Source organism: Ornithinibacillus jepli (genome assembly GCF_047228935.1).
In the GTDB taxonomy this organism is placed as follows: domain Bacteria; phylum Bacillota; class Bacilli; order Bacillales; family Amphibacillaceae; genus Ornithinibacillus.
In genome coordinates, this window is the sequence record NZ_JBFEGG010000004.1 from 140,303 (window position 1) to 158,589 (window position 18,287).

The window sequence follows — 18,287 nt, forward strand, 5'->3', positions numbered from 1 at the left end:
GAAAAATAAGGTTAATCCTAGGTCGCTTTATAGATATAGAGTGGATTTAATATTTGGCATGGGAGGAATATGAATGGGCAGTATATTAGAAGCAAGAAGTATGAATAAAAAAGTAGAATTAGCAAAAGATAATGTGCTTCATATTTTAAAAGATATTGACTTGGATATAGAAGAAGGTGAATTTATATCTGTCATGGGACCATCCGGAAGTGGGAAATCAACACTTCTATATAATATAAGCGGTATGGATAGATTTACTTCTGGCAGTGTGAAAATTAAAGGGCATGAAATTAATTACAGTCTAAAGGAAGAAGAATTGGCCAAGATTCGACTGAATCATATGGGATTCATCTTTCAGGATATTAATCTATTAAAGAATCTTTCATTAATAGATAATGTTATGTTCCCTGCACTTGTATTGAAAAATGCGGATAAAAATACGGTCAATGAAAAAGCAAAAAAACTGATGAAAATGACTGGAATTGAAAAGCTTGCAGATAATACAATTTCTCAGGCATCGGGTGGACAACTGCAGAGAGTCGCTATCTGCAGAGCACTGATAAATGACCCCGATATCCTATTCGGGGACGAACCTACCGGAGCATTAGATTCTAAATCGACAGCAGAGATTATGTCAATTCTTGCAGAGATTAACGAAAAAGGGACAACTATCATGCTTGTGACGCATGATGCAAAGGTAGCAGCAAAAACCGAAAGAGTATTGCTTATGGTAGATGGAAAGATAGTTGCACAGAAAAAAATGAGAAAATACAATATTGAGCTTGATGATAGTAAAGAAAGGGAAGAAAGCATTTTGAAATGGTTAGTGGAAACTGACTTCTAATATTTCATCTACATTCGATTATATTAGATAGTCGACCATAAAAAATTTGGTGTTAATCTAGAAGTTCGTTTCAATAAATGAAAGCTAGTATAGAAGAAATATTAAGCACTAAAGACATGTAGAATGTGTTGCATCACGAACATAAAAATGGGCGTAACTTTAATTAGTATTGATTACGCCCATTTTATTTAAATAACTGCTCTTCAAAATGAAATGAATAGCTTTTGTCTCTTAAACTAAAACGCCACTCTTAACCTTCGAAAATGCATCTAGTATCCGTTCAACATGTTCCTCATCATGTGTTGACATTAACCTAATACGAATCATTTGCTGTCCTTCAGGAACTGCTGGACTTACAGCGACGTTCGTATATACTCCATGTTCCATTAATTCTCCCCATGTTTTAAATACTTGCATGTCGTCTCCCAATATTATAGGGACGATCGGAACTATTCCATCCGGTACGGTATATCCAAGTGAGCGTAACCCTTTTCGAACGTTTTGTGTTAGAGTTTGTAGCTTATCTATACGTTCAGGTTCTTCGAGTAGAATATCTAGAGAGGTATTAGCTGCTGCTACATGTGCTGAAGGTAAGCTTGCTGAAAAAATATAAGCAGAACTGGTATAAGATAAATAATGTATCAGTTCCTTGCTTCCAGCAATAAAGCCGCCAAAGGATCCAAACCCTTTTGATAGCGTACCAACAATAATGTCTACTTCATGATCTAGATCATAATAACTTGCAGTGCCAGCTCCGTTTTTCCCAATTACGCCAATTCCATGTGCATCATCCAACATAATTTTTGCATCTGTTTTTCTAGCAGCCTTCACCATATTTGGAAGGTCAACCACTGCTCCGGACATGGAAAATACACCATCTGATACGATTAATTTCCCATGATCATCTGGTGCTTTCTGTAAACATTGATCTAAATGATTCATATCATTATGTTTGTAACGGATGATTTGATCTTTATTAAGAAATGTTCCCCGAGAGATTAGGGTCGCTTGTACAATACTGTTATGATTGTCTCGATCACTGAAAATGAGATCATTTTTACTGATTAATGGCACAATAGCACCTTGGTTTGTTTGATAACCAGTAGTAAAAGTAATCGCAGCTTCCTTTCCAAGGAACCTTGCTAGTTTTTCCTCTAATTCTAAATGTAAATCTAATGTACCGTTATGTAGCCTACTTCCATTATTACCTACACCATATTTACTGACAGCCTGAATAGCGGCTTCTTTTACTCGATCATCCTGTGAAAAACCGTGATAATCACTTGAACCTGCCATAATGACAGTTTTACCATCCATTTTCACAACTGTTCCATAGTTTTCTTCAATTGTAGGATGAAAGGGAAAAACGGAATTACGTAAAATATCCTTTGCTCTTGAATACCTATTTACTTTATTAAATAAATCCAAAATAACCCCTCCAATATCAATTATTATTCTTGTTACGAGAAAATTATATCGTAAAAACTGTCGAATTTTCAATAAATATTGAATTTTTTACCTATTATTAATGATATTATGATTTCCCAAGTGGACACGTGGTTCTAGTTTTGAAGAAATAATGAGGACCTATTTGCATCACGTTTTTTCTCAAGTATGCTAGTTTAAAACTATAATTATAAATGTAAGCGCTTTTACATAAGGTGATAAATGAGCTAAACTATTAGTGGCTATATTAAATAATAATAGGGGGAAAGAACATGAGTAAAGTCGTATTAATAACAGGCGCTGCAACTGGCCTTGGAAGGGCAACAGCATTAAAGCTGGCTCAAGAAGGATATCGTTTAAGTCTAGTAGATTATAACGATGAGGATGGAAATGATACTGCAGAACGTGCAAGAGAATTAGGTGCAGAAGTTATCTTCGTAAAAGCAGATGTCTCTAAGGAAGAGGAAGTGAGACAATATGTAGCTCAAACAGTGGAAGCTTTTGGAGCTATTGATTATTTCCATAATAATGCAGGTATTATGATTCCTTTCCGTCTACTTCATGAATATTCAAGTGAAGAGTATGATCGTTTAATGAATATTAACGTAAAAGGGGCATTTTTAGGTATTAAATATGTGATTCCAGTTATGCTAGAGCATGGCGGTGGTGTCATCATTAACACCGTTTCATCTAACTCCTTTAAACCGACAGCATACAATGGAGTCTATGCAGCTTCCAAGCATGCATTAGCTGGATTAACCAAATCTATTGGACAAGACTATCAAGACAAACATATTTATGCTGTAGGTGTTGCACCAAATACAATGCAAACGAATATTTCTGCTCAAGCTATTTCTACTTATACGGAAGAAGTAGGAGCGAAAATTGCTGCTACAACAGCTCCTAATATTCCTGCTACTGCTGAAGAAATTGCAGATGTTGTCATATTTGCAATGGGTGGAGCGAAGATGTTAAACGGTTCTGTTGTAAACTGTGCTGGTGGACAAATATATACCTAAGTTATTTTTATTTAGACCCGATTTCGTCTGAATGCTGAATTCGGGTCTTTTTTTATAGATGAAGGCTCTAACTTGCTTTAAAAGCTTTCTTTGTTTTATTAATCCTATTTTTAATCTTATCAATTACAAACGTAATAACAGGGATGATTAGCCCCATAATAAAGGAGTATGGTACCCAATATTTTTCATCCCAAGTTAGCATATACTGTATATCTGGGTAGACAACTGTTGAAAAAATAATACAAATTATCCCTAATGGTAGTACTAGAAATCGATAATTTTTTAACTCTAAAACTTGCGTCAACGTCATGACAAGGGCATAGAAATAAATGGAGGATTTAAAGAAAATCGATATGATCCAAATTCCAGCCATGATGGATTCGATTCGTTCTACAATTTCAAATAAGCTAACCGTTTTTGCTAAAACATAACTTGGGTATAGTTGCCTAGCAGTAGTTTCAGCCCCTAAAACTAAGATGCAGAGTACCGTTATAAGAGCAACAATAAATGCACCAACGAATGATCCAGCTAGGAAGTTCCATTTTGCTTTATCTGGCCGGTTAATGTTCTTTGGGAAAAAAGTGAGAAATAAAACTAAAGGAAATCCAGCTATGGAGACAAAATTAAAGATCGCTTTTGCGTGGTCTTTTATGGAAGCTTCATATAACGGACTTAGGCGTTGAAATTCAATCTGTGGTAGTAAAAAGACTATGAGAGCGAAAAGTAGGATAAAAAACCACGTGCTTAACAACTCTCCGGTTCTTGCTAGAACCTCTAGTCCAGCCCGTACCACACATATAATTAGTATCGTAAATAAAATATTAAGAATTTCAATAGGAGTTTCTGTTAAAATTTGCGTCGTAGTAAAAAAGCCAAAATAGGATATGAGAGTACATGTGCCAATAAAAGCAAAAAAAGCATATAAAAGCCCTAATATTTTCCCGAGAATTCTCCCGTATATGCTCTCTAAATATTGAATATAGTTTTTTCTTCCCATTGAGAGAGCACATTGATAGAAAAAATAGACTATTCCTAAACAGATTATTACGCTTAATAGACTAGACAACCATGCATCCTGTTTTGCATCAGCTGCCATACCAGAAGGAGTTACAAGAATAGTCGTACCAGTTGTAAAAAGGATTGTTAGAATTGAGAGTTGAAAAGGGCTTATTCTTACTTTTTCTTCCAAGTAAATACATCCTCCCCAGTAGCTTATTGGGTTGAAAATAGCTTTATAAAAGGGTCTAACGTTATGGAAATTAATTCTAATGGATTTGGGATATTCATGTCATGAACTTTCAATATACTTAACAAAGCGGCAGACGTTAAAATTAGCAACGATATCCATATTTCTTTGAAAAGCTTTTTCTTCACTAAATTCTTAAGTTGGAAAAAAGCTATGAAAAGAAAAAGTAAAATAACCCCAATCGTTTTAACCATTAGCTAGACTCCTTACTTGGTATCTCTTGATAGAAAGGGTCTTTAATTGTACCTGCACGCTTAAGCTGAATGTCTACAGTGACATTAATAGGTATTTTTGGAAATATTTCTGACCATTTGTTTTTTATTTTTTCCCAATTTTTTGGGTCGGTCTTATGTATTTGGTCACCAAATCCGAAGATATCAGATTCAAATTCATTCTGTGCCTTATCGATAGCCTGTGTAATTTTTTCTTTAATATTATTATTCGTTTTATCTTCGAGCTCAGAGAATATATGTTCAGTCATTAAATCTAGTTTGGTATTGACATCTGCTATATTTGCAACGCCTGTAATTTTAACCTCGATGGTAGGATCACCATGAGTGAAGTGAGGAATAATCTCGCTATTCGCATCTGTAAGCTCAATCCCAACTTGGCCATCATCCATGTCTGAAACTATAACGGTGTTTTTAACATTTCCTTTAACGTAATTTAAACCTTTACTTTCATCTACATTGAGCCATCCAACTAATTTGTTTGCACGAAATGCACCCATACCATCATAGCTAAGAATTGCATCGGGAGCTGTTGTTAAGACATTATCTGTAAATTCTCCAGCTTCTGGGTCTCCTATGATTTTGATAGCTGTTAAAATAGGGTGAATTCCTTCTTTAACAAGATCATCCATCAGTTCGTTTAATCGAATCTTACCAGTTGCCGCCCAATTTTCTGAGGAAGAATTTAAGGAATCGAATAACTTATTTGCTGGTATTTTTTCATAACTAGTTAACACGTTTAATATCTCATTAGCTGTGTTTCCTTTAGAGACCACGACATAGAAATCAGTCCTCATTTCAGGGTCCCTCGATAAAAAATCAATAGGTTTATATATCCCTTCTCTTGCAACTTCTTCTCCTATAATAATCATTCGAATGTGAGCTAAGTAGATTTTATTTGGGAGTTGTTGAGTTAATTTTCTTAACGCTTCAAATATAATTCTTCCAGTAGCTGTATACGTAGTAACGGGGGTATCATAGCCACTGGTCGAAGAGGTTGAAACTTCTCCTGGGTTTAATACTTGAACTGAAACACGATAACTATCATCACCATACTTATCAATTCCAAGTGCTACAGCAATAGCCAGGTCATTTACCTCTCGGCTGTTCCAGCATCCAGATAGACAGAGTAGCAATGATACAAATAACAGCATTAACGATTTTTTCATTATTTACTCAACTACCTCCCTTTTTATGATGCCTCGTCCTTTTTATATTTTTTTGACTTATTAATTTTGGACGAGTTATCATTGCCCATATTGGAACACGAAAGAATACATCCTTTTGGTCTTTTAATATAAACGGTGCTGCTGGAGTCGTATAAGGAACACCAAAAGATCGAAGAGAGGACAAATGAATACATAGTAGGATAATGGCAAACATGATACCTGGAAGGCCGAAAACAGCAGCTAAACTCATTATTCCAAATCGAATCATTCGTACAGATGCTGCTAAATTAATGGCAGGTAAACAAAAGTTCGCAATGGCTGTTATAGAAACGACGATTACCATAGCATTGGAGACTATTCCAGCCTGAACAGCTGCTTGCCCAAGAACTAAAGCCCCTACTATACTCATCGCCTGTCCTACAGCCCTGGGCATCCTTACACCTGCTTCACGTAAAATTTCAAAGGCAACCTCCATTATTAATGCTTCAAGAAATGCAGGGAAAGGAATCCCATCACGCTGGGCAGCTATACTTATCAATAATGGTGTTGGTAACATTTCTTGATGAAAGGTTAAAACAGCTATATATACTGATGGTGCTAACAATGCAATGAAAAAACATAAAAACCGTAAACACCTCAATAGTGTAGCGACATCTGCTCTCTGATAATAATCTTCACTTGCTTGGAAAAACTCTACTATCAAGCTAGGTACCACCATCACAAATGGGGTACCATCTACAAAAATTGCTACACGGCCTTCTAATAGCTTCCCGGCCACTGCATCGGGTCTTTCGGTACTGAAAATGGTTGGGAATGGTGTAAAGGTCTCATCTTGAATCAGTTCTTCAATATATCCTGACTCTATAATCCCATCAATATCGATTGCATCTAAACGACGATGTACTTCTTTAACTACACCGTCGTTAACAATCCCCTCTATATAAGCCACCATCACTTTTGTCTTGGTGACCTTCCCTATATTCTTTGACTCTAAGCGGAATTTCGGACTACGTATTCTTTGACGAACTAATGAAATATTAGTTGAAATCGTTTCAGTAAATCCGTCATGTGGTCCTTTGATAACGGTTGTAGATTGTGGTTCCTCTACACTTCTTTTTTCATTTCCAGGAACGTTTACTGATATCGCATGCTGTTCATTTTCTATTAATACCACTGCTTGACCGGAAAGAAGATTAGAAATTAGTGTATCAAAATCTATTACTTCTTCCACATCACCAACGGTTATGGTTTTTTGAATTAGGTCTGTAATGATATTTCTCTTCGTATCGTCCGTTTTGTTCGGAGAAATTTGTTTATGATTAATTAATGAATCAATTAATTCCTGAAGTAAGGCCGTATCTATCAAACTTTCTATAAATACTAAGCATGCGTCAGTAGGTTCGATAAAGTTGAATTGAATTCTTCGGATTTTAAGATCTGCACTATTACCTAGCTCATCTTTTATGTAAGTAATATTACGTTCTAAAACTGGTCTCAAGTGAGTGCTTGAAGGTTGGGGTTTCGCTTCTTTTTTTGGTGATTTCTTATGAAGTCTAGAATAAGATCGTTTCATTCAACATCCCACCTTATTACTATATCTTTTTCTATTCGGTACAATTATATGCATCTGTTAAGTGACTTCCTGGGTACAGTTCACATCGTCTATATGATGAAAAACACGTTAACTATCATGTCCAACTGGAGGTACTTCATTTCAAGTTCCTTTTCGGTATAAAATAGTTGAACAAACCCAAACTAAGTTTATATGCATAAAGTTTGGAGGATAAATATGACTGAAAAAAAGCAACCAAACGTTGATAATCGACATAATAATGTGGAACGATTACATGATATGATTGAAAATACGGAAGCAAAGCTGAAAGAAGCTGAAATGAGCATGGAATTTGCAAGTCTTGAAGAGAGGGAATATTTAATACAAAAAAATGAGCGTCGTAAACAATCGATTAAAGCGATGAAGGAAGAAATGAAAGACGAGATGACCGACCGGAAGCAGCGTGAAATATAAAGGAGAGTGCTGGGACATATAAACATGTTTCAGCACTCTCCTTTACTGTATTACCTTTTACGACTATGTTCATTAATAGTAAGGAAAAAATGGCCCATATCCATAGAACGGATAACCATATCCATACCCATATGGAGCATATAAGGCACTTCCTAGTAATCCTCCCAATACTCCACCTACGAAAGGAGCTCCAAATCCGTAACCAAAAGGCCTACCAAACCCGAAAGGTCTTCCGTAATAGAATGGCCTTCCAAATGGTCTAGGTCTTCCGAAGATTCTTTCGTCATATTGTTGTACCGGAACTGAATTTACCCCTTGATACATTCATATTCCCCCTTAAAACTTGAGTCATATTACGTTTAAAAGTGATTAAATTGCCCATATGGTAATGTATGTAAGTGGTAAATGTTTGCTTGGGTGAAAACCCAGATACTGATAACATATTTTTGAAGATAGGGTGTGGCTATTTTATCCTTTCATTAATTGACTCCTCCTTTTACGTGCTTGTTGATACAGTTCACGTTCATTCTCTGTTTCTGGAATAACCGCAGGAACAGGTGCTGGTTTTCCATGTTCGTCAATTGCAACCATGGTAAGGAAGGAGGTCGTTGTTAAACTTTTTTCCCTTGTTTTAAAATGTTCACATTCTACTTTAACGTATACGTCCATGGAAGTCCTACCTGTTGCAATAACAAAACCTTCTAACGTGAGGATGTCACCAACTCTTGCCGAGGATAAGAAGTTCACCTTGTCTATTGATGCTGTAACTACTACTTTATTACTGTGCTTCATCGCTGCAATCGCCGCAATTTCATCAATATAAGATAAGACCTTTCCTCCGAAAATCGTGCCTAAATGATTTGTATCTGGAGGTAAAACTAATTTTGTTTGGATGGTACGAGAAATATTTGTAGATAAACTTTCCATATTACTCCCACTTTCTTTTTGATAGTTAGGTCTCTTCGAAATGGTTTCGGAAATAAAAAAATCCATCATTCTTTAAGAAGATGGATTTACAAATAAGGGTTGTGAAAAGCGAAAATTAGGTAGAATTCGTAACTGGTCTACATGCGCTTATTACCCTGATATCCAACCTTCCTAGCTCCCGAAGAAGATTATACGTAATAAAAATGGCAGGTCTCCTGACTTGTGCTTCATCTTACTTTAAGCCTTCCCATCCTAAGACAGTGGATTATCTTATTTCATCAGCACTTACAGTTGCGGGGACAGTTCTGGACTTTCACCAGATTCCCTATTAAGTCTTTTCAGACACCAAGTTTATTGGTATATATTATTACTTAGTTTAAATAGTACTATTATTTTAAATGTAATATAAAAGACTGTAATATGCCAATAGTTTTTGCGAATGGTGGTTAAGAGGTGTAAAGAATTGTGATTCATCTCTCTAAAGGAGTAAAATATACTTATAAAAGAAAAAATTAATCAAACGTTTGTTTAAGGAGGAATGGATACATATGAGCACGATTAATTGGATGGATGAGGTATTAAAACGTAAAGAGGATTTTATAAAAGATTTGCAAGGTCTATTACAAATTAAAAGTGTGTTGGATGAAGAAAATGCAACTGAAGAGGCACCACTAGGAAAAGGCATTAAAGAAGCACTCCAGTATATGCTAGACTTAGGAGAGAAAGATGGTTTTACTTCAAAAAATGTTGGAAATCTCGCAGGTCACCTTGAAATGGGACAAGGTTCAGAATTAGTTGGTGTTTTAGGACATGTGGATGTTGTACCAGAGGGTGATGGATGGAGTGTTGACCCTTACAGTGGAATCATAAAAGATGGAAAAATCTATGCTCGAGGATCAAGCGATGATAAAGGACCAACTATTGCAGCTTATTATGCAATGAAAATAGTGAAAGAATTAGGATTACCTTTAAATAAACGCGTTCGTCTTATTATAGGAACTGATGAAGAAAGTAATTGGCGATGTGTAGACCATTATTTTGAACATGAAGAGATGCCTACTACTGGATTTGTACCGGATGCAGACTTCCCGATTATTTTTGCAGAAAAAGGAATCACTGATTATGACGTTGTTCAACCTATTCAAACGATTGATGATACGGCTTCCAAAAAATTAGTTTCCTTCCAATCCGGTCTTCGTTATAATATGGTACCTGATTTTGCAGAAGCAAAAATAAACGTGCAACATGACGCAACTGACTTAATTCAAGGTTATCTGGCATATCTTAATGAAGTGAAACTAGAGGGAAATGCAAACGTTGAAAATGGTGTTGTAGTCCTTAACTTAGTTGGAAAAAGTGCTCACGGTGCAGAGCCTAGTAAAGGTAAAAATGCTGGTACTTACTTAGCACACTATTTACAACAACTAGAGTTAGATAATGCAGGAAAGCAATATGTTACAACCGTAGCTGAATTCCATGACAAGTCACGTGGAGAAGTATTTGGAGTTGAATATGAGGATGAAGAATCTGGTCATTTAACAATTAATGTTGGAGTGATGAGTTATAGTAATGAGTCTTTAGGTCGTATAGGGATTAATATGCGATACCCGGTTACATTTGATATTGAAGAAGGAAAGAAAAAAATTGAAACTTACTTGGAAACAAAAGGTCTTCAATTAGAAAACTTCTCTGATGGAAAGCCAACATATGTGAAGAAAGATGATCCACTTATTAAGACATTACAAAAAGTGTATGAGGAACAAACTGGTGATGAAGCGTATCTATTAGCAATTGGTGGTGGGACGTATTCACGTGCTTTAGACCATGGGGTAGCTTTTGGCGCAATGTTCCCTGGGCGTGAAGATGTCATGCATCAAAAAGATGAATATGCTATTGTTGATGATCTTTTAAAGGCAACTGCAATTTATGCACAAGCTGTTTATGAATTAGCAAAATAAAAGGTAGGGGGCGCCAAGAAGCCCCCTACAATTCCATACTTAAATACCGTTCTCCTGTATCTGGTGCGATGCAGACAATTCTTTTCCCCTTACCTAACTTCTTCCCTACTTGGATTGCTGCATAAACAGCAGCTGCCCCAGATGGTCCAATGAAAATCCCTTCTAATCTAGCAAGATCACGAAGCATCGTAATGGCTTCCTCATCCTCAATTTGAATAATTTCATCATAAATAGTTGTATTTAATATTTTCGGAACAAATCCAGGACTTGTTCCAACGAGCTTATGCTTACCTGGTTTCCCGCCAGATAAGACTGGAGAACCTTTTGGCTCTACAACAGCTATATGAAGGTTCGGTAGGTTTTCTTTCAACGCTTCTCCGGTACCAGTTACGGTTCCACCAGTACCTGCAGTGCAAACAAATGCATCTAAATTACTATCCATTTGTTCCAAAATTTCGAGAGCGGTAGTTGTACGGTGTATATTAGGATTTGCTTCGTTCTCGAATTGCTGTGGGATGAAGCTACCTGGAATTTCTCTTTGTAATTCTAATGCTTTTCTTATACATCCAGGCATCTTGTCCTCACTTGGTGTTAACACAATCTTAGCCCCATAGGCTTGTAAAATTCTTCTTCTCTCCATCGTACTATTGTCAGGCATTACTAGAATAGCTTTATAGCCTCTAGCTGCTGCATTCATCGCTAGCCCAATACCGGTATTCCCACTAGTAGGCTCAATAATTGTTCCACCAGGTTTTAGTAAGCCTTTTTCTTCTGCGACTTGAATCATGTTATAAGCAGCACGGTCTTTTACGCTTCTACTAGGATTGTACATCTCTAGTTTCACATAAATATCAGCCGAGTTTTTCGGGACAACTTTATTTAACTTAACAATGGGAGTTTCTCCGATAAGCTGAGATATATCTTCTACTACTTTCATCATTATACCGACTTTCTTTCAAGTTTCTGTCATTTTACTACTGAATGATGCGGAAAAGCAAATGGTTCCATTCTGTTGAAAAAGTGTTTCTATTATTAAAAGTTATTATAGTTTTCAAATATTAATTCAAGGTTTACAATGGTTAAAAGGGAGAGTGAAAAGCAGATGAACTATATGGATACTTGGGACTTAGAAACAATTTTCCCTGGAGGTACTAAATCCGAGGAATTACAGGCGAAATTAAAAGATGTTGAAAAGCAAATTGCCCAGTACCAATCATTATTAAATGAGTGGAACTATCAATCACAGCCAGTAGATGATTTTAAAACGATTTTACAAAAGCAAGAAGCAATCGGAAAAGGATTGGGTCAATCTGGAACATTTGTGAGCATGTGGCATGATGCTTATATGAATGATGAACATGCGAGTGTTGTAAAGGGTCAGATTATGGAGCTTTATAGTGAAGTGCAAAAGCTTTCAAACACTTTCACAAAAAAACTAGTTGAAATACCTGATGCCGAATGGAGCAAACTTTTAGAGGATAAAGATTTAAACGAGGTTTCTTTCGCATTAAATGAAATTCGTTCTGATGGTAAACGTTTGTTATCAGAAGAGGAAGAAAAACTTATAGCAGAGCTAAACAAGGATGGTCTTTCTGCTTGGAGTAACCTTTACGATACAGTAGTTTCGATTATGACGATTCCATTTACGGATAAAGAAGGAAAAACTACTGAGTTATCCGTTGGTCAAGCAATGAATAGAATGTACGCTGACCCAGATCCAGAAGTAAGAAGTCAGTTATTTGAAAACTGGGAAGCGGCATGGACTAAATATGGTCCGATATTTGCTGACACCTTAAACCATTTAGATGGCTACCGTATCACATTACAAACGAAACACCAATACAAAGATCACTTAGAAGAACCGTTGGAATATAACCGCATGACAAAGGAAACTCTTGATGCGATGTGGTCAGCAGTTTCGAATAACAAGCAACCATTTCTAGATTTCCTAGGTCAAAAAGCAAAATTATTAGGTATGGAAAAATTAGGTTGGGAGGATGTTGATGCTCCCATTGCACTTGGGGAAGTAAAACCTACTCGTTTTACATATGATGAAGCATGTGATTTCGTCATTGAAAACTTCGCATCTTTCGGCCCTAAATTAGCTGGATTTGCGAAGCATGCTTTAGAAAATCGCTGGGTAGAAGCAGAGGATAGACCAAATAAACGACCGGGTGGATACTGCACTAGCCTTCCAGAGTTTGGAGAATCCCGTATTTTCATGACATTTACTGGTTCTTCTTCAGACACTAGTACATTAGCACATGAACTTGGCCATGCATTCCATAGTCATGTAATGAAGGATTTACCAACGTTGAATCGTCGTTACGCGATGAACGTTGCGGAAACTGCTAGTACGTTTGCTGAGACGATTATCGGAAATGCAACAGTGGCGAATGCTAAGTCCAAAGAAGAGAAAGCTTCACTTTTAAATACGAAATTAGAAAATGCAACAGCAATGTTCATGAACATTCATGCTCGTTTCTTGTTTGAAAATGCATTTTATAAAGAACGCGCAAAAGGCATTGTTTCAGAAAAAAGATTAAATGAATTAATGGTTGAAGCACAGAAGGAAGCGTATGGTGATAGCCTAGCTAGCTACCATCCACACTTCTGGTGCAGTAAGCTACACTTTTTCATTGGTGGCGTACCATTTTATAATTTCCCATATACATTCGGATTCCTATTCAGCCTAGGTATTTATGCTGAATACCTAAAGGATAGAGAAGGTTTTGAGGAGAAATACATTGCCTTACTGAAAGATACTGGCTCCATGCAGGTGGAGGATTTAGCTCAAAAACATCTAGGCGTAGATATTACAAAAGAAGATTTCTGGGCTGCTGGAATTCAATTAATGGCTAATGATGCGAAAGAATTTATAGAATTAACAAATGAAATTGTGAAGTAATGAAGATAAGGTGCTTATCCTGCAGAGGGTAAGCACCTTTTATTATGGCTTTAAGACCACTTTAATACAATTATCCTCTTTATTATTAAAAATTTTATAGGCATGAGGTGCTTCATCCAGGGCTAGATTATGGGTGATAATTTGTTTTGGATCGATCTTTTCATTAATAATCATATCGTATAAATGTGGCATGAAATGTCTTGCTGGTGCTTGCCCCATTTTGATTGTGATGTTTCTGGTAAAGAATGGACCTAATGGAAACATATTATAAAGTCCGCCATATACTCCAGTTATTTGAAGAGTTCCACCTTTTCGTACAGCTTTCGTGGCAATTTGAATTGGTCCTAACGTTCCACCTTGAAGCTTTAATTTTTGTTCTACCCATTCGAGTGGGGATTTTTTTCCGTCCATTCCAACACAATCAATAACAACATCTGCCCCGCCTTTTGTGATTTCCTTTAATGTTTCTCCCATATCTTCATCTTCGGTAAAATTGAACACTTCTGTTTTGTTAATCTTTCTAGAATGCTCTAACCTGTTATGAATATAATCAACAGCTATAACCCTCTCTGCCCCTTGTTGCCATGCGAATTGTTGGGTCATTAATCCAATGGGTCCTGAACCGAGTACGATAACAGTATCTCCTTCTTTTACCCCACTGTTTACAACACTCCAATAAGCAGTAGGGAGCACATCTGATAAAAACAATAATGATTCGTCCTCAAGCTCACAATCTTGCGGTATGACAAATGGAGTGTAATTACCAAACGGTACTCGTAAATATTCAGCTTGTCCACCTGGGTAATTACCGAACTTCTCTGAGTATCCTAAATACCCGCCTGAGTCATAGTGTGGGTTAGAGTTATCGCATTGGCTTTCCAAATCATGGTTGCAATAATGACATTTTCCGCATGCAACGGTAAATGGAATCACTACTCTATCTCCCTTTTTAACTTTCGTGACATCAGTACCAACCTCTTCTACAATTCCCATCGGTTCGTGTCCTATGACATAATCAATTGGGAGAGGGAAGTTTCCTTGATATAAATGTAAATCTGACCCACATATAGCAGTAGAGGTAATTTTAACAATAACATCTTCTTTATCTTGTATCATCGGTGCTTCTACATCTTTTATTGCGACTTGGTATTTACCCTGATACGTGACTGCCTTCATAATGTCCTCCTAGTAAAATGGTTATATATACGGCTATTTTGTGTCCAATTGTTGATAAGTATGCAGTATGTCTCTTATTAGTTCCATTCAAGATTTTCCTTTTGTCATATAATTAACTGGTCTATTCCGAATTTGGAAAGCCTATAATAATACAAAGCTTGTCTAATAGGGGGAGTGTCTGTTGGTTACGATGATAACTATGGTGCTTATGTTTGTTGCAGCAGGTATTGATGAGATGCTTGTACTTATTGTATTTTTTGCCCATGCTAATAATGCTAAACAAATAAAGCAAGTGTATGTTGGCCAGCAGGTAGGAATGACAAGTGTTCTGATTGTTTCTTTACTTGCACTTTATGGAATTTCCTTTATCAATGGAGAGTGGACAGGCTTACTTGGGTTACTTCCAATTGTTATTGGTGTAATGGCTTTATTTGAAAGGGATGAAGAGGAAGAAGATAACGCATTTTTAAGCAAATCGTCAATCTTTAGTAATCTTTCCGTTAGAGTAGCAATCATTGCTATAGCTGGAGGGGCTGAAGAAATAGCTGTGATTGTACCTTATTTTACAACGTTAACCATGATAGATTTATTTCTTGCAGCTGTTACATTTTTCGTTATGGTTTTGATTTGGAGTATTATTTGTCATGTGCTTAGTTCTACCAAACAAGTTTATGCTTTCGTAAATAAGTATGAACGGATCTTTATTCCAGTAGTCTTTATCTGGATTGGTATACATGTTTTACTAGAAAGTGACACGATTGAAACTATTCTGGATTTATTTTTATAAGACATTTTACTTATAATAATTACCGTGAATCTGATATCATGCCATGTGGAATACTATTATTATCCTAAAGAAGAAAAGAAGGAGTCATACGTTATGGCAAAAGCAGCTGAAGGCGATACAATTGAAATTATGTCTGGAGAACATAAAGGGAAAAAGGGAACGGTACTTATCGTGAGAGAAAACTCAGTAATTGTGGAAATTGGTCATAATACAGTTCGAGATGAACCAATCAAAACGGTTATCAATCATAAAAATTACGTATTGGTTTAAGAAAAATTGAAATTTCCACCTCACTAGGGGGTGGAAATTTTTGCGTTATAAGGGAATTGCTGAAATATGTTAATAATGGCTGATACAGTTATATTTCCGCTGATAAATTGATAGTTTAAATAACTCCTTTTTCAATTTTGGTATTAGTAGTTCACTAACAAGTCCTTATCAATTCATATGGATAAATTAGCCTCTCATATCATATCCATTAGATGGGGAGGTATGGTAATGACAGATAAACGAAAAGAAAACGAAAAGAATGAACAACTGGATATGTTTCGTGTAGATGACAAAGGGAAGTATATGACAACAAACCAAGGGCTGAAGGTGTCAGAGGATGAGTTATCTTTAACTGCTGGAGTTCGTGGTCCTACTTTAATGGAAGACTTTCACTTCAGGGAGAAAATGACTCACTTTGACCATGAAAGAATTCCAGAAAGGGTAGTACATGCTAGGGGGTTTGCTGCCCATGGTGAATTTCAGCTATATGAAAGTATGGAACGATATACGAAAGCAAAAATTTTTACTGATACATCGAAAAAGGTCCCGGTATTTGTTCGTTTCTCCACCGTTAATGGCTCCAAAGGCTCTGGGGATACTGCTAGAGATGCCCGCGGATTTGCTACAAAATTTTATACAGATGAAGGAAACTATGACCTTGTAGCCAACAACATACCAGTCTTCTTTATACAAGATGGAATTAAATTTCCAGATGTTGTCCACTCCTTTAAACCAGAACCCCATAACGATATTCCACAAGCATCCACCGCACATGATAATTTTTGGGATTTTGTTGCTAATAATCCGGAAAATGCTCATATGGTAATGTGGGTTATGTCAGATCGCGCTATTCCGAGAAGTTTCCGGATGATGGAAGGGTTTGGCGTTAATACGTTTCGTTTTGTCAATGCTAGTGGTGAGGCTTTCTTTATTAAATTTCATTGGAAGCCTAAGCTTGGCGTACATTCACTAGTATGGGATGAGGCACAAAAACTGATGGGGATTGATCCTGATTTTCATCGTAATGATCTATGGGAAGCGATTGAAAGAGGGGATTATCCTGAATATGAGTTAGGTGTTCAAATTGTACCTCAAGCAGATGAATTTAAATTCGATTTTGACTTATTGGATGCGACGAAGCTAATACCAGAAGAGGAAGTTCCAGTAAAAATTATTGGGAAGATGACTTTAACGAAAAACGTTGACAATTTTTTTGCAGAAACGGAGCAAGTAGCCTTCCACCCAGGAAATGTCGTACCTGGAATTGATTTTACCAATGATCCGTTATTACAAGCACGACTATTCTCATATGTCGATACACAATTACTCCGCCTTGGTGGACCGAACTTTCATGAGATTCCTATTAACAGACCGATTTGCCCTTTTCATAATAATCAACGTGATGGGTTCCATAGGCAGACGATAAATGTAGGAAAGGTTAATTATCATCGTAATTCACTTGCAGGTAATACTCCGGTTCCCGCTTCACCTGAAGAAGGTGGGTATAAGCATTATGAGGAAAAAGTAGAAGGAAAGAAAATTCGGAGGCGAAGTAAAAGCTTTACGGACTTCTTTTCCCAAGCAAAACTGTTCTGGAATAGTATGAGTGCACCAGAGAAAAAACATATTATAGACGCTTTTAGCTTTGAGTTAGGAAAGGTAAAGAGTAGATCGGTTCGTCAGCAAAATGTTGATTTGTTTGCTAATGTTGATTTAGAATTAGCCAAAACCATTGCAAGAAATATCGGAGTAAAACCGCCAACTAAAGGTGGTGCCCCTGTAACGAAGGCTTCTCCAGCATTAAGTCAGTTAAATACTACAATGACAGCGAAAACACGTAAAGTTGCCATCATAGTATCTGATGGATTTAATGGTCCTTTAGTAAAAACGGTGCTCGATTATTGGAAAAAAGAAGGGCTTGTTCCAGAGATTATTAGTGAAGATTTAGGACCAGTAAAAGGAACAAATGGTGTTGAGCTAGAGGCGACACAAAATGTTTATACTGCTCAATCAGTTTTGTATGACGCAGTCTTTATGGTACGTGGTAGTAGTACCGATCGAATGTTTAATGAAAAAGCTGCCTATTTCCTAGATGAAGCATATCGACATAAAAAGACGATTGGTGCCATTGGAGAAGGGCGAAGATGGCTAGAGGTAAATCATATGGTCAATAAACCAGGGGTAATTACTAATGGAAGTCCCATTGAATTTGCAAGGGATTTCGTAAATGCTGTTGCAAAGCATAGACATTGGAATAGATAATCAAAAGGGAACAACTTGC

At 36.6% G+C, this 18,287-nt stretch carries 17 protein-coding genes and 1 riboswitch; of the genes, 8 read left to right on the forward strand and 9 right to left on the reverse strand.

Translation table 11 applies throughout. The features are described 5' to 3' along the window. The first annotated feature begins 73 nt into the window (after positions 1–73). Positions 74–844 carry an ABC transporter ATP-binding protein gene (locus AB1K81_RS15120; RefSeq protein ID WP_412977508.1) on the forward strand — a complete coding sequence of 257 codons (771 nt, stop codon included), beginning with the start codon at positions 74–76 and terminating at the stop codon, positions 842–844. Positions 845–1,075: 231 nt separating this feature from the next. On the opposite strand, the gene AB1K81_RS15125 is transcribed toward AB1K81_RS15120, so the two are convergent. Beyond that, on the reverse strand, positions 1,076–2,272 hold the full coding sequence (locus AB1K81_RS15125; protein ID WP_412977509.1) for an aminotransferase class I/II-fold pyridoxal phosphate-dependent enzyme: 1,197 nt from the start codon (positions 2,270–2,272) through the stop codon (positions 1,076–1,078). A 290-nt stretch (positions 2,273–2,562) separates the two neighbouring features. Here AB1K81_RS15125 and AB1K81_RS15130 point away from each other — a divergent pair, with 290 nt between their 5' ends. After that, a complete protein-coding gene (locus AB1K81_RS15130; RefSeq protein ID WP_412977510.1) occupies positions 2,563–3,309 on the forward strand; it encodes an SDR family NAD(P)-dependent oxidoreductase in 747 nt (248 codons plus the stop codon). A gap of 67 nt (positions 3,310–3,376) precedes the next feature. On the opposite strand, the gene AB1K81_RS15135 is transcribed toward AB1K81_RS15130, so the two are convergent. The 4 genes from AB1K81_RS15135 to AB1K81_RS15150 are packed head-to-tail and all read right to left on the reverse strand — an operon-like array spanning position 3,377 to position 7,527. Further along, positions 3,377–4,498 carry a GerAB/ArcD/ProY family transporter gene (locus AB1K81_RS15135; RefSeq protein ID WP_412977511.1) on the reverse strand — a complete coding sequence of 374 codons (1,122 nt, stop codon included), beginning with the start codon at positions 4,496–4,498 and terminating at the stop codon, positions 3,377–3,379. Positions 4,499–4,521: 23 nt separating this feature from the next. Then, a complete protein-coding gene (locus tag AB1K81_RS15140) occupies positions 4,522–4,749 on the reverse strand; it encodes a hypothetical protein (RefSeq protein ID WP_412977512.1) in 228 nt (75 codons plus the stop codon). Further along, positions 4,749–5,954, reverse strand: a complete 1,206-nt coding sequence (locus AB1K81_RS15145) for a Ger(x)C family spore germination protein (protein WP_412977513.1) — start codon at positions 5,952–5,954, stop codon at positions 4,749–4,751. Before AB1K81_RS15145 ends, AB1K81_RS15140 begins: the two co-directional genes overlap by 1 nt. Positions 5,955–5,961: 7 nt before the next feature. After that, positions 5,962–7,527 (reverse strand): spore germination protein, encoded by a 1,566-nt coding sequence (locus AB1K81_RS15150; RefSeq protein ID WP_412977514.1) that lies wholly within the window; start codon positions 7,525–7,527, stop codon positions 5,962–5,964. A gap of 216 nt (positions 7,528–7,743) precedes the next feature. Here AB1K81_RS15150 and AB1K81_RS15155 point away from each other — a divergent pair, with 216 nt between their 5' ends. Further along, the gene (locus AB1K81_RS15155; protein WP_412977515.1) at positions 7,744–7,980 is read left to right on the forward strand and encodes a small acid-soluble spore protein Tlp; all 237 of its coding nucleotides are present in this window, start codon (positions 7,744–7,746) and stop codon (positions 7,978–7,980) included. 72 nt (positions 7,981–8,052) lie between these two features. Here AB1K81_RS15155 and AB1K81_RS15160 read toward each other — a convergent pair whose 3' ends face one another. Both AB1K81_RS15160 and AB1K81_RS15165 read right to left on the reverse strand, forming a co-directional pair. After that, positions 8,053–8,304, reverse strand: a complete 252-nt coding sequence (locus tag AB1K81_RS15160) for a hypothetical protein (protein WP_412977516.1) — start codon at positions 8,302–8,304, stop codon at positions 8,053–8,055. Positions 8,305–8,448: 144 nt separating this feature from the next. Beyond that, positions 8,449–8,907, reverse strand: a complete 459-nt coding sequence (locus AB1K81_RS15165) for an acyl-CoA thioesterase (RefSeq protein ID WP_412977517.1) — start codon at positions 8,905–8,907, stop codon at positions 8,449–8,451. Between the two features lie 188 nt (positions 8,908–9,095). After that, positions 9,096–9,272, reverse strand: a riboswitch (cobalamin riboswitch). Positions 9,273–9,455: 183 nt separating this feature from the next. Between AB1K81_RS15165 and pepV the strand changes: the two genes are divergently transcribed. Continuing rightward, a complete protein-coding gene (gene pepV / locus AB1K81_RS15170) occupies positions 9,456–10,865 on the forward strand; it encodes a dipeptidase PepV (protein ID WP_412977518.1) in 1,410 nt (469 codons plus the stop codon). 25 nt (positions 10,866–10,890) lie between these two features. Here pepV and cysK read toward each other — a convergent pair whose 3' ends face one another. Then, on the reverse strand, positions 10,891–11,802 hold the full coding sequence (gene cysK, locus AB1K81_RS15175) for a cysteine synthase A (protein WP_412977623.1): 912 nt from the start codon (positions 11,800–11,802) through the stop codon (positions 10,891–10,893). Positions 11,803–11,967: 165 nt separating this feature from the next. On the opposite strand from cysK, the gene AB1K81_RS15180 reads away from it, so the two are divergent. Then, complete coding sequence (locus AB1K81_RS15180; protein WP_412977519.1) at positions 11,968–13,773, forward strand: M3 family oligoendopeptidase; 1,806 nt, start codon at positions 11,968–11,970, stop codon at positions 13,771–13,773. 42 nt (positions 13,774–13,815) lie between these two features. Here the strand turns inward: AB1K81_RS15180 and AB1K81_RS15185 are convergent, their stop codons facing one another. Beyond that, positions 13,816–14,949 carry a zinc-dependent alcohol dehydrogenase gene (locus AB1K81_RS15185; RefSeq protein WP_412977521.1) on the reverse strand — a complete coding sequence of 378 codons (1,134 nt, stop codon included), beginning with the start codon at positions 14,947–14,949 and terminating at the stop codon, positions 13,816–13,818. Positions 14,950–15,139: 190 nt separating this feature from the next. Here AB1K81_RS15185 and AB1K81_RS15190 point away from each other — a divergent pair, with 190 nt between their 5' ends. The 3 genes from AB1K81_RS15190 to AB1K81_RS15200 all read left to right on the forward strand — a co-directional run bounded on the left by AB1K81_RS15190 (position 15,140) and on the right by AB1K81_RS15200 (position 18,268). After that, positions 15,140–15,736, forward strand: a complete 597-nt coding sequence (locus AB1K81_RS15190; protein ID WP_412977624.1) for a cadmium resistance transporter — start codon at positions 15,140–15,142, stop codon at positions 15,734–15,736. A 93-nt stretch (positions 15,737–15,829) separates the two neighbouring features. After that, the gene (locus AB1K81_RS15195; RefSeq protein WP_412977522.1) at positions 15,830–16,006 is read left to right on the forward strand and encodes a DUF2187 family protein; all 177 of its coding nucleotides are present in this window, start codon (positions 15,830–15,832) and stop codon (positions 16,004–16,006) included. A 228-nt stretch (positions 16,007–16,234) separates the two neighbouring features. After that, on the forward strand, positions 16,235–18,268 hold the full coding sequence (locus AB1K81_RS15200) for a catalase (RefSeq protein ID WP_412977523.1): 2,034 nt from the start codon (positions 16,235–16,237) through the stop codon (positions 18,266–18,268). Positions 18,269–18,287: the final 19 nt, after the last annotated feature.

Bases quoted from the DNA above. Each gene is read 5' to 3' on its own strand.
- AB1K81_RS15120 (WP_412977508.1), top strand. From the start codon at position 74: ATGGGCAGTATATTAGAAGCAAGAAGTATGAATAAAAAAGTAGAATTA.
- AB1K81_RS15130 (WP_412977510.1), top strand. From the start codon at position 2,563: ATGAGTAAAGTCGTATTAATAACAGGCGCTGCAACTGGCCTTGGAAGG.
- AB1K81_RS15140 (WP_412977512.1), bottom strand. From the start codon at position 4,749: ATGGTTAAAACGATTGGGGTTATTTTACTTTTTCTTTTCATAGCTTTT.
- AB1K81_RS15145 (WP_412977513.1), bottom strand. From the start codon at position 5,954: ATGAAAAAATCGTTAATGCTGTTATTTGTATCATTGCTACTCTGTCTA.
- AB1K81_RS15150 (WP_412977514.1), bottom strand. From the start codon at position 7,527: ATGAAACGATCTTATTCTAGACTTCATAAGAAATCACCAAAAAAAGAA.
- AB1K81_RS15155 (WP_412977515.1), top strand. From the start codon at position 7,744: ATGACTGAAAAAAAGCAACCAAACGTTGATAATCGACATAATAATGTG.
- AB1K81_RS15160 (WP_412977516.1), bottom strand. From the start codon at position 8,304: ATGTATCAAGGGGTAAATTCAGTTCCGGTACAACAATATGACGAAAGA.
- AB1K81_RS15165 (WP_412977517.1), bottom strand. From the start codon at position 8,907: ATGGAAAGTTTATCTACAAATATTTCTCGTACCATCCAAACAAAATTA.
- pepV (WP_412977518.1), top strand. From the start codon at position 9,456: ATGAGCACGATTAATTGGATGGATGAGGTATTAAAACGTAAAGAGGAT.
- cysK (WP_412977623.1), bottom strand. From the start codon at position 11,802: ATGAAAGTAGTAGAAGATATATCTCAGCTTATCGGAGAAACTCCCATT.
- AB1K81_RS15180 (WP_412977519.1), top strand. From the start codon at position 11,968: ATGAACTATATGGATACTTGGGACTTAGAAACAATTTTCCCTGGAGGT.
- AB1K81_RS15185 (WP_412977521.1), bottom strand. From the start codon at position 14,949: ATGAAGGCAGTCACGTATCAGGGTAAATACCAAGTCGCAATAAAAGAT.
- AB1K81_RS15190 (WP_412977624.1), top strand. From the start codon at position 15,140: ATGATAACTATGGTGCTTATGTTTGTTGCAGCAGGTATTGATGAGATG.
- AB1K81_RS15195 (WP_412977522.1), top strand. From the start codon at position 15,830: ATGGCAAAAGCAGCTGAAGGCGATACAATTGAAATTATGTCTGGAGAA.
- AB1K81_RS15200 (WP_412977523.1), top strand. From the start codon at position 16,235: ATGACAGATAAACGAAAAGAAAACGAAAAGAATGAACAACTGGATATG.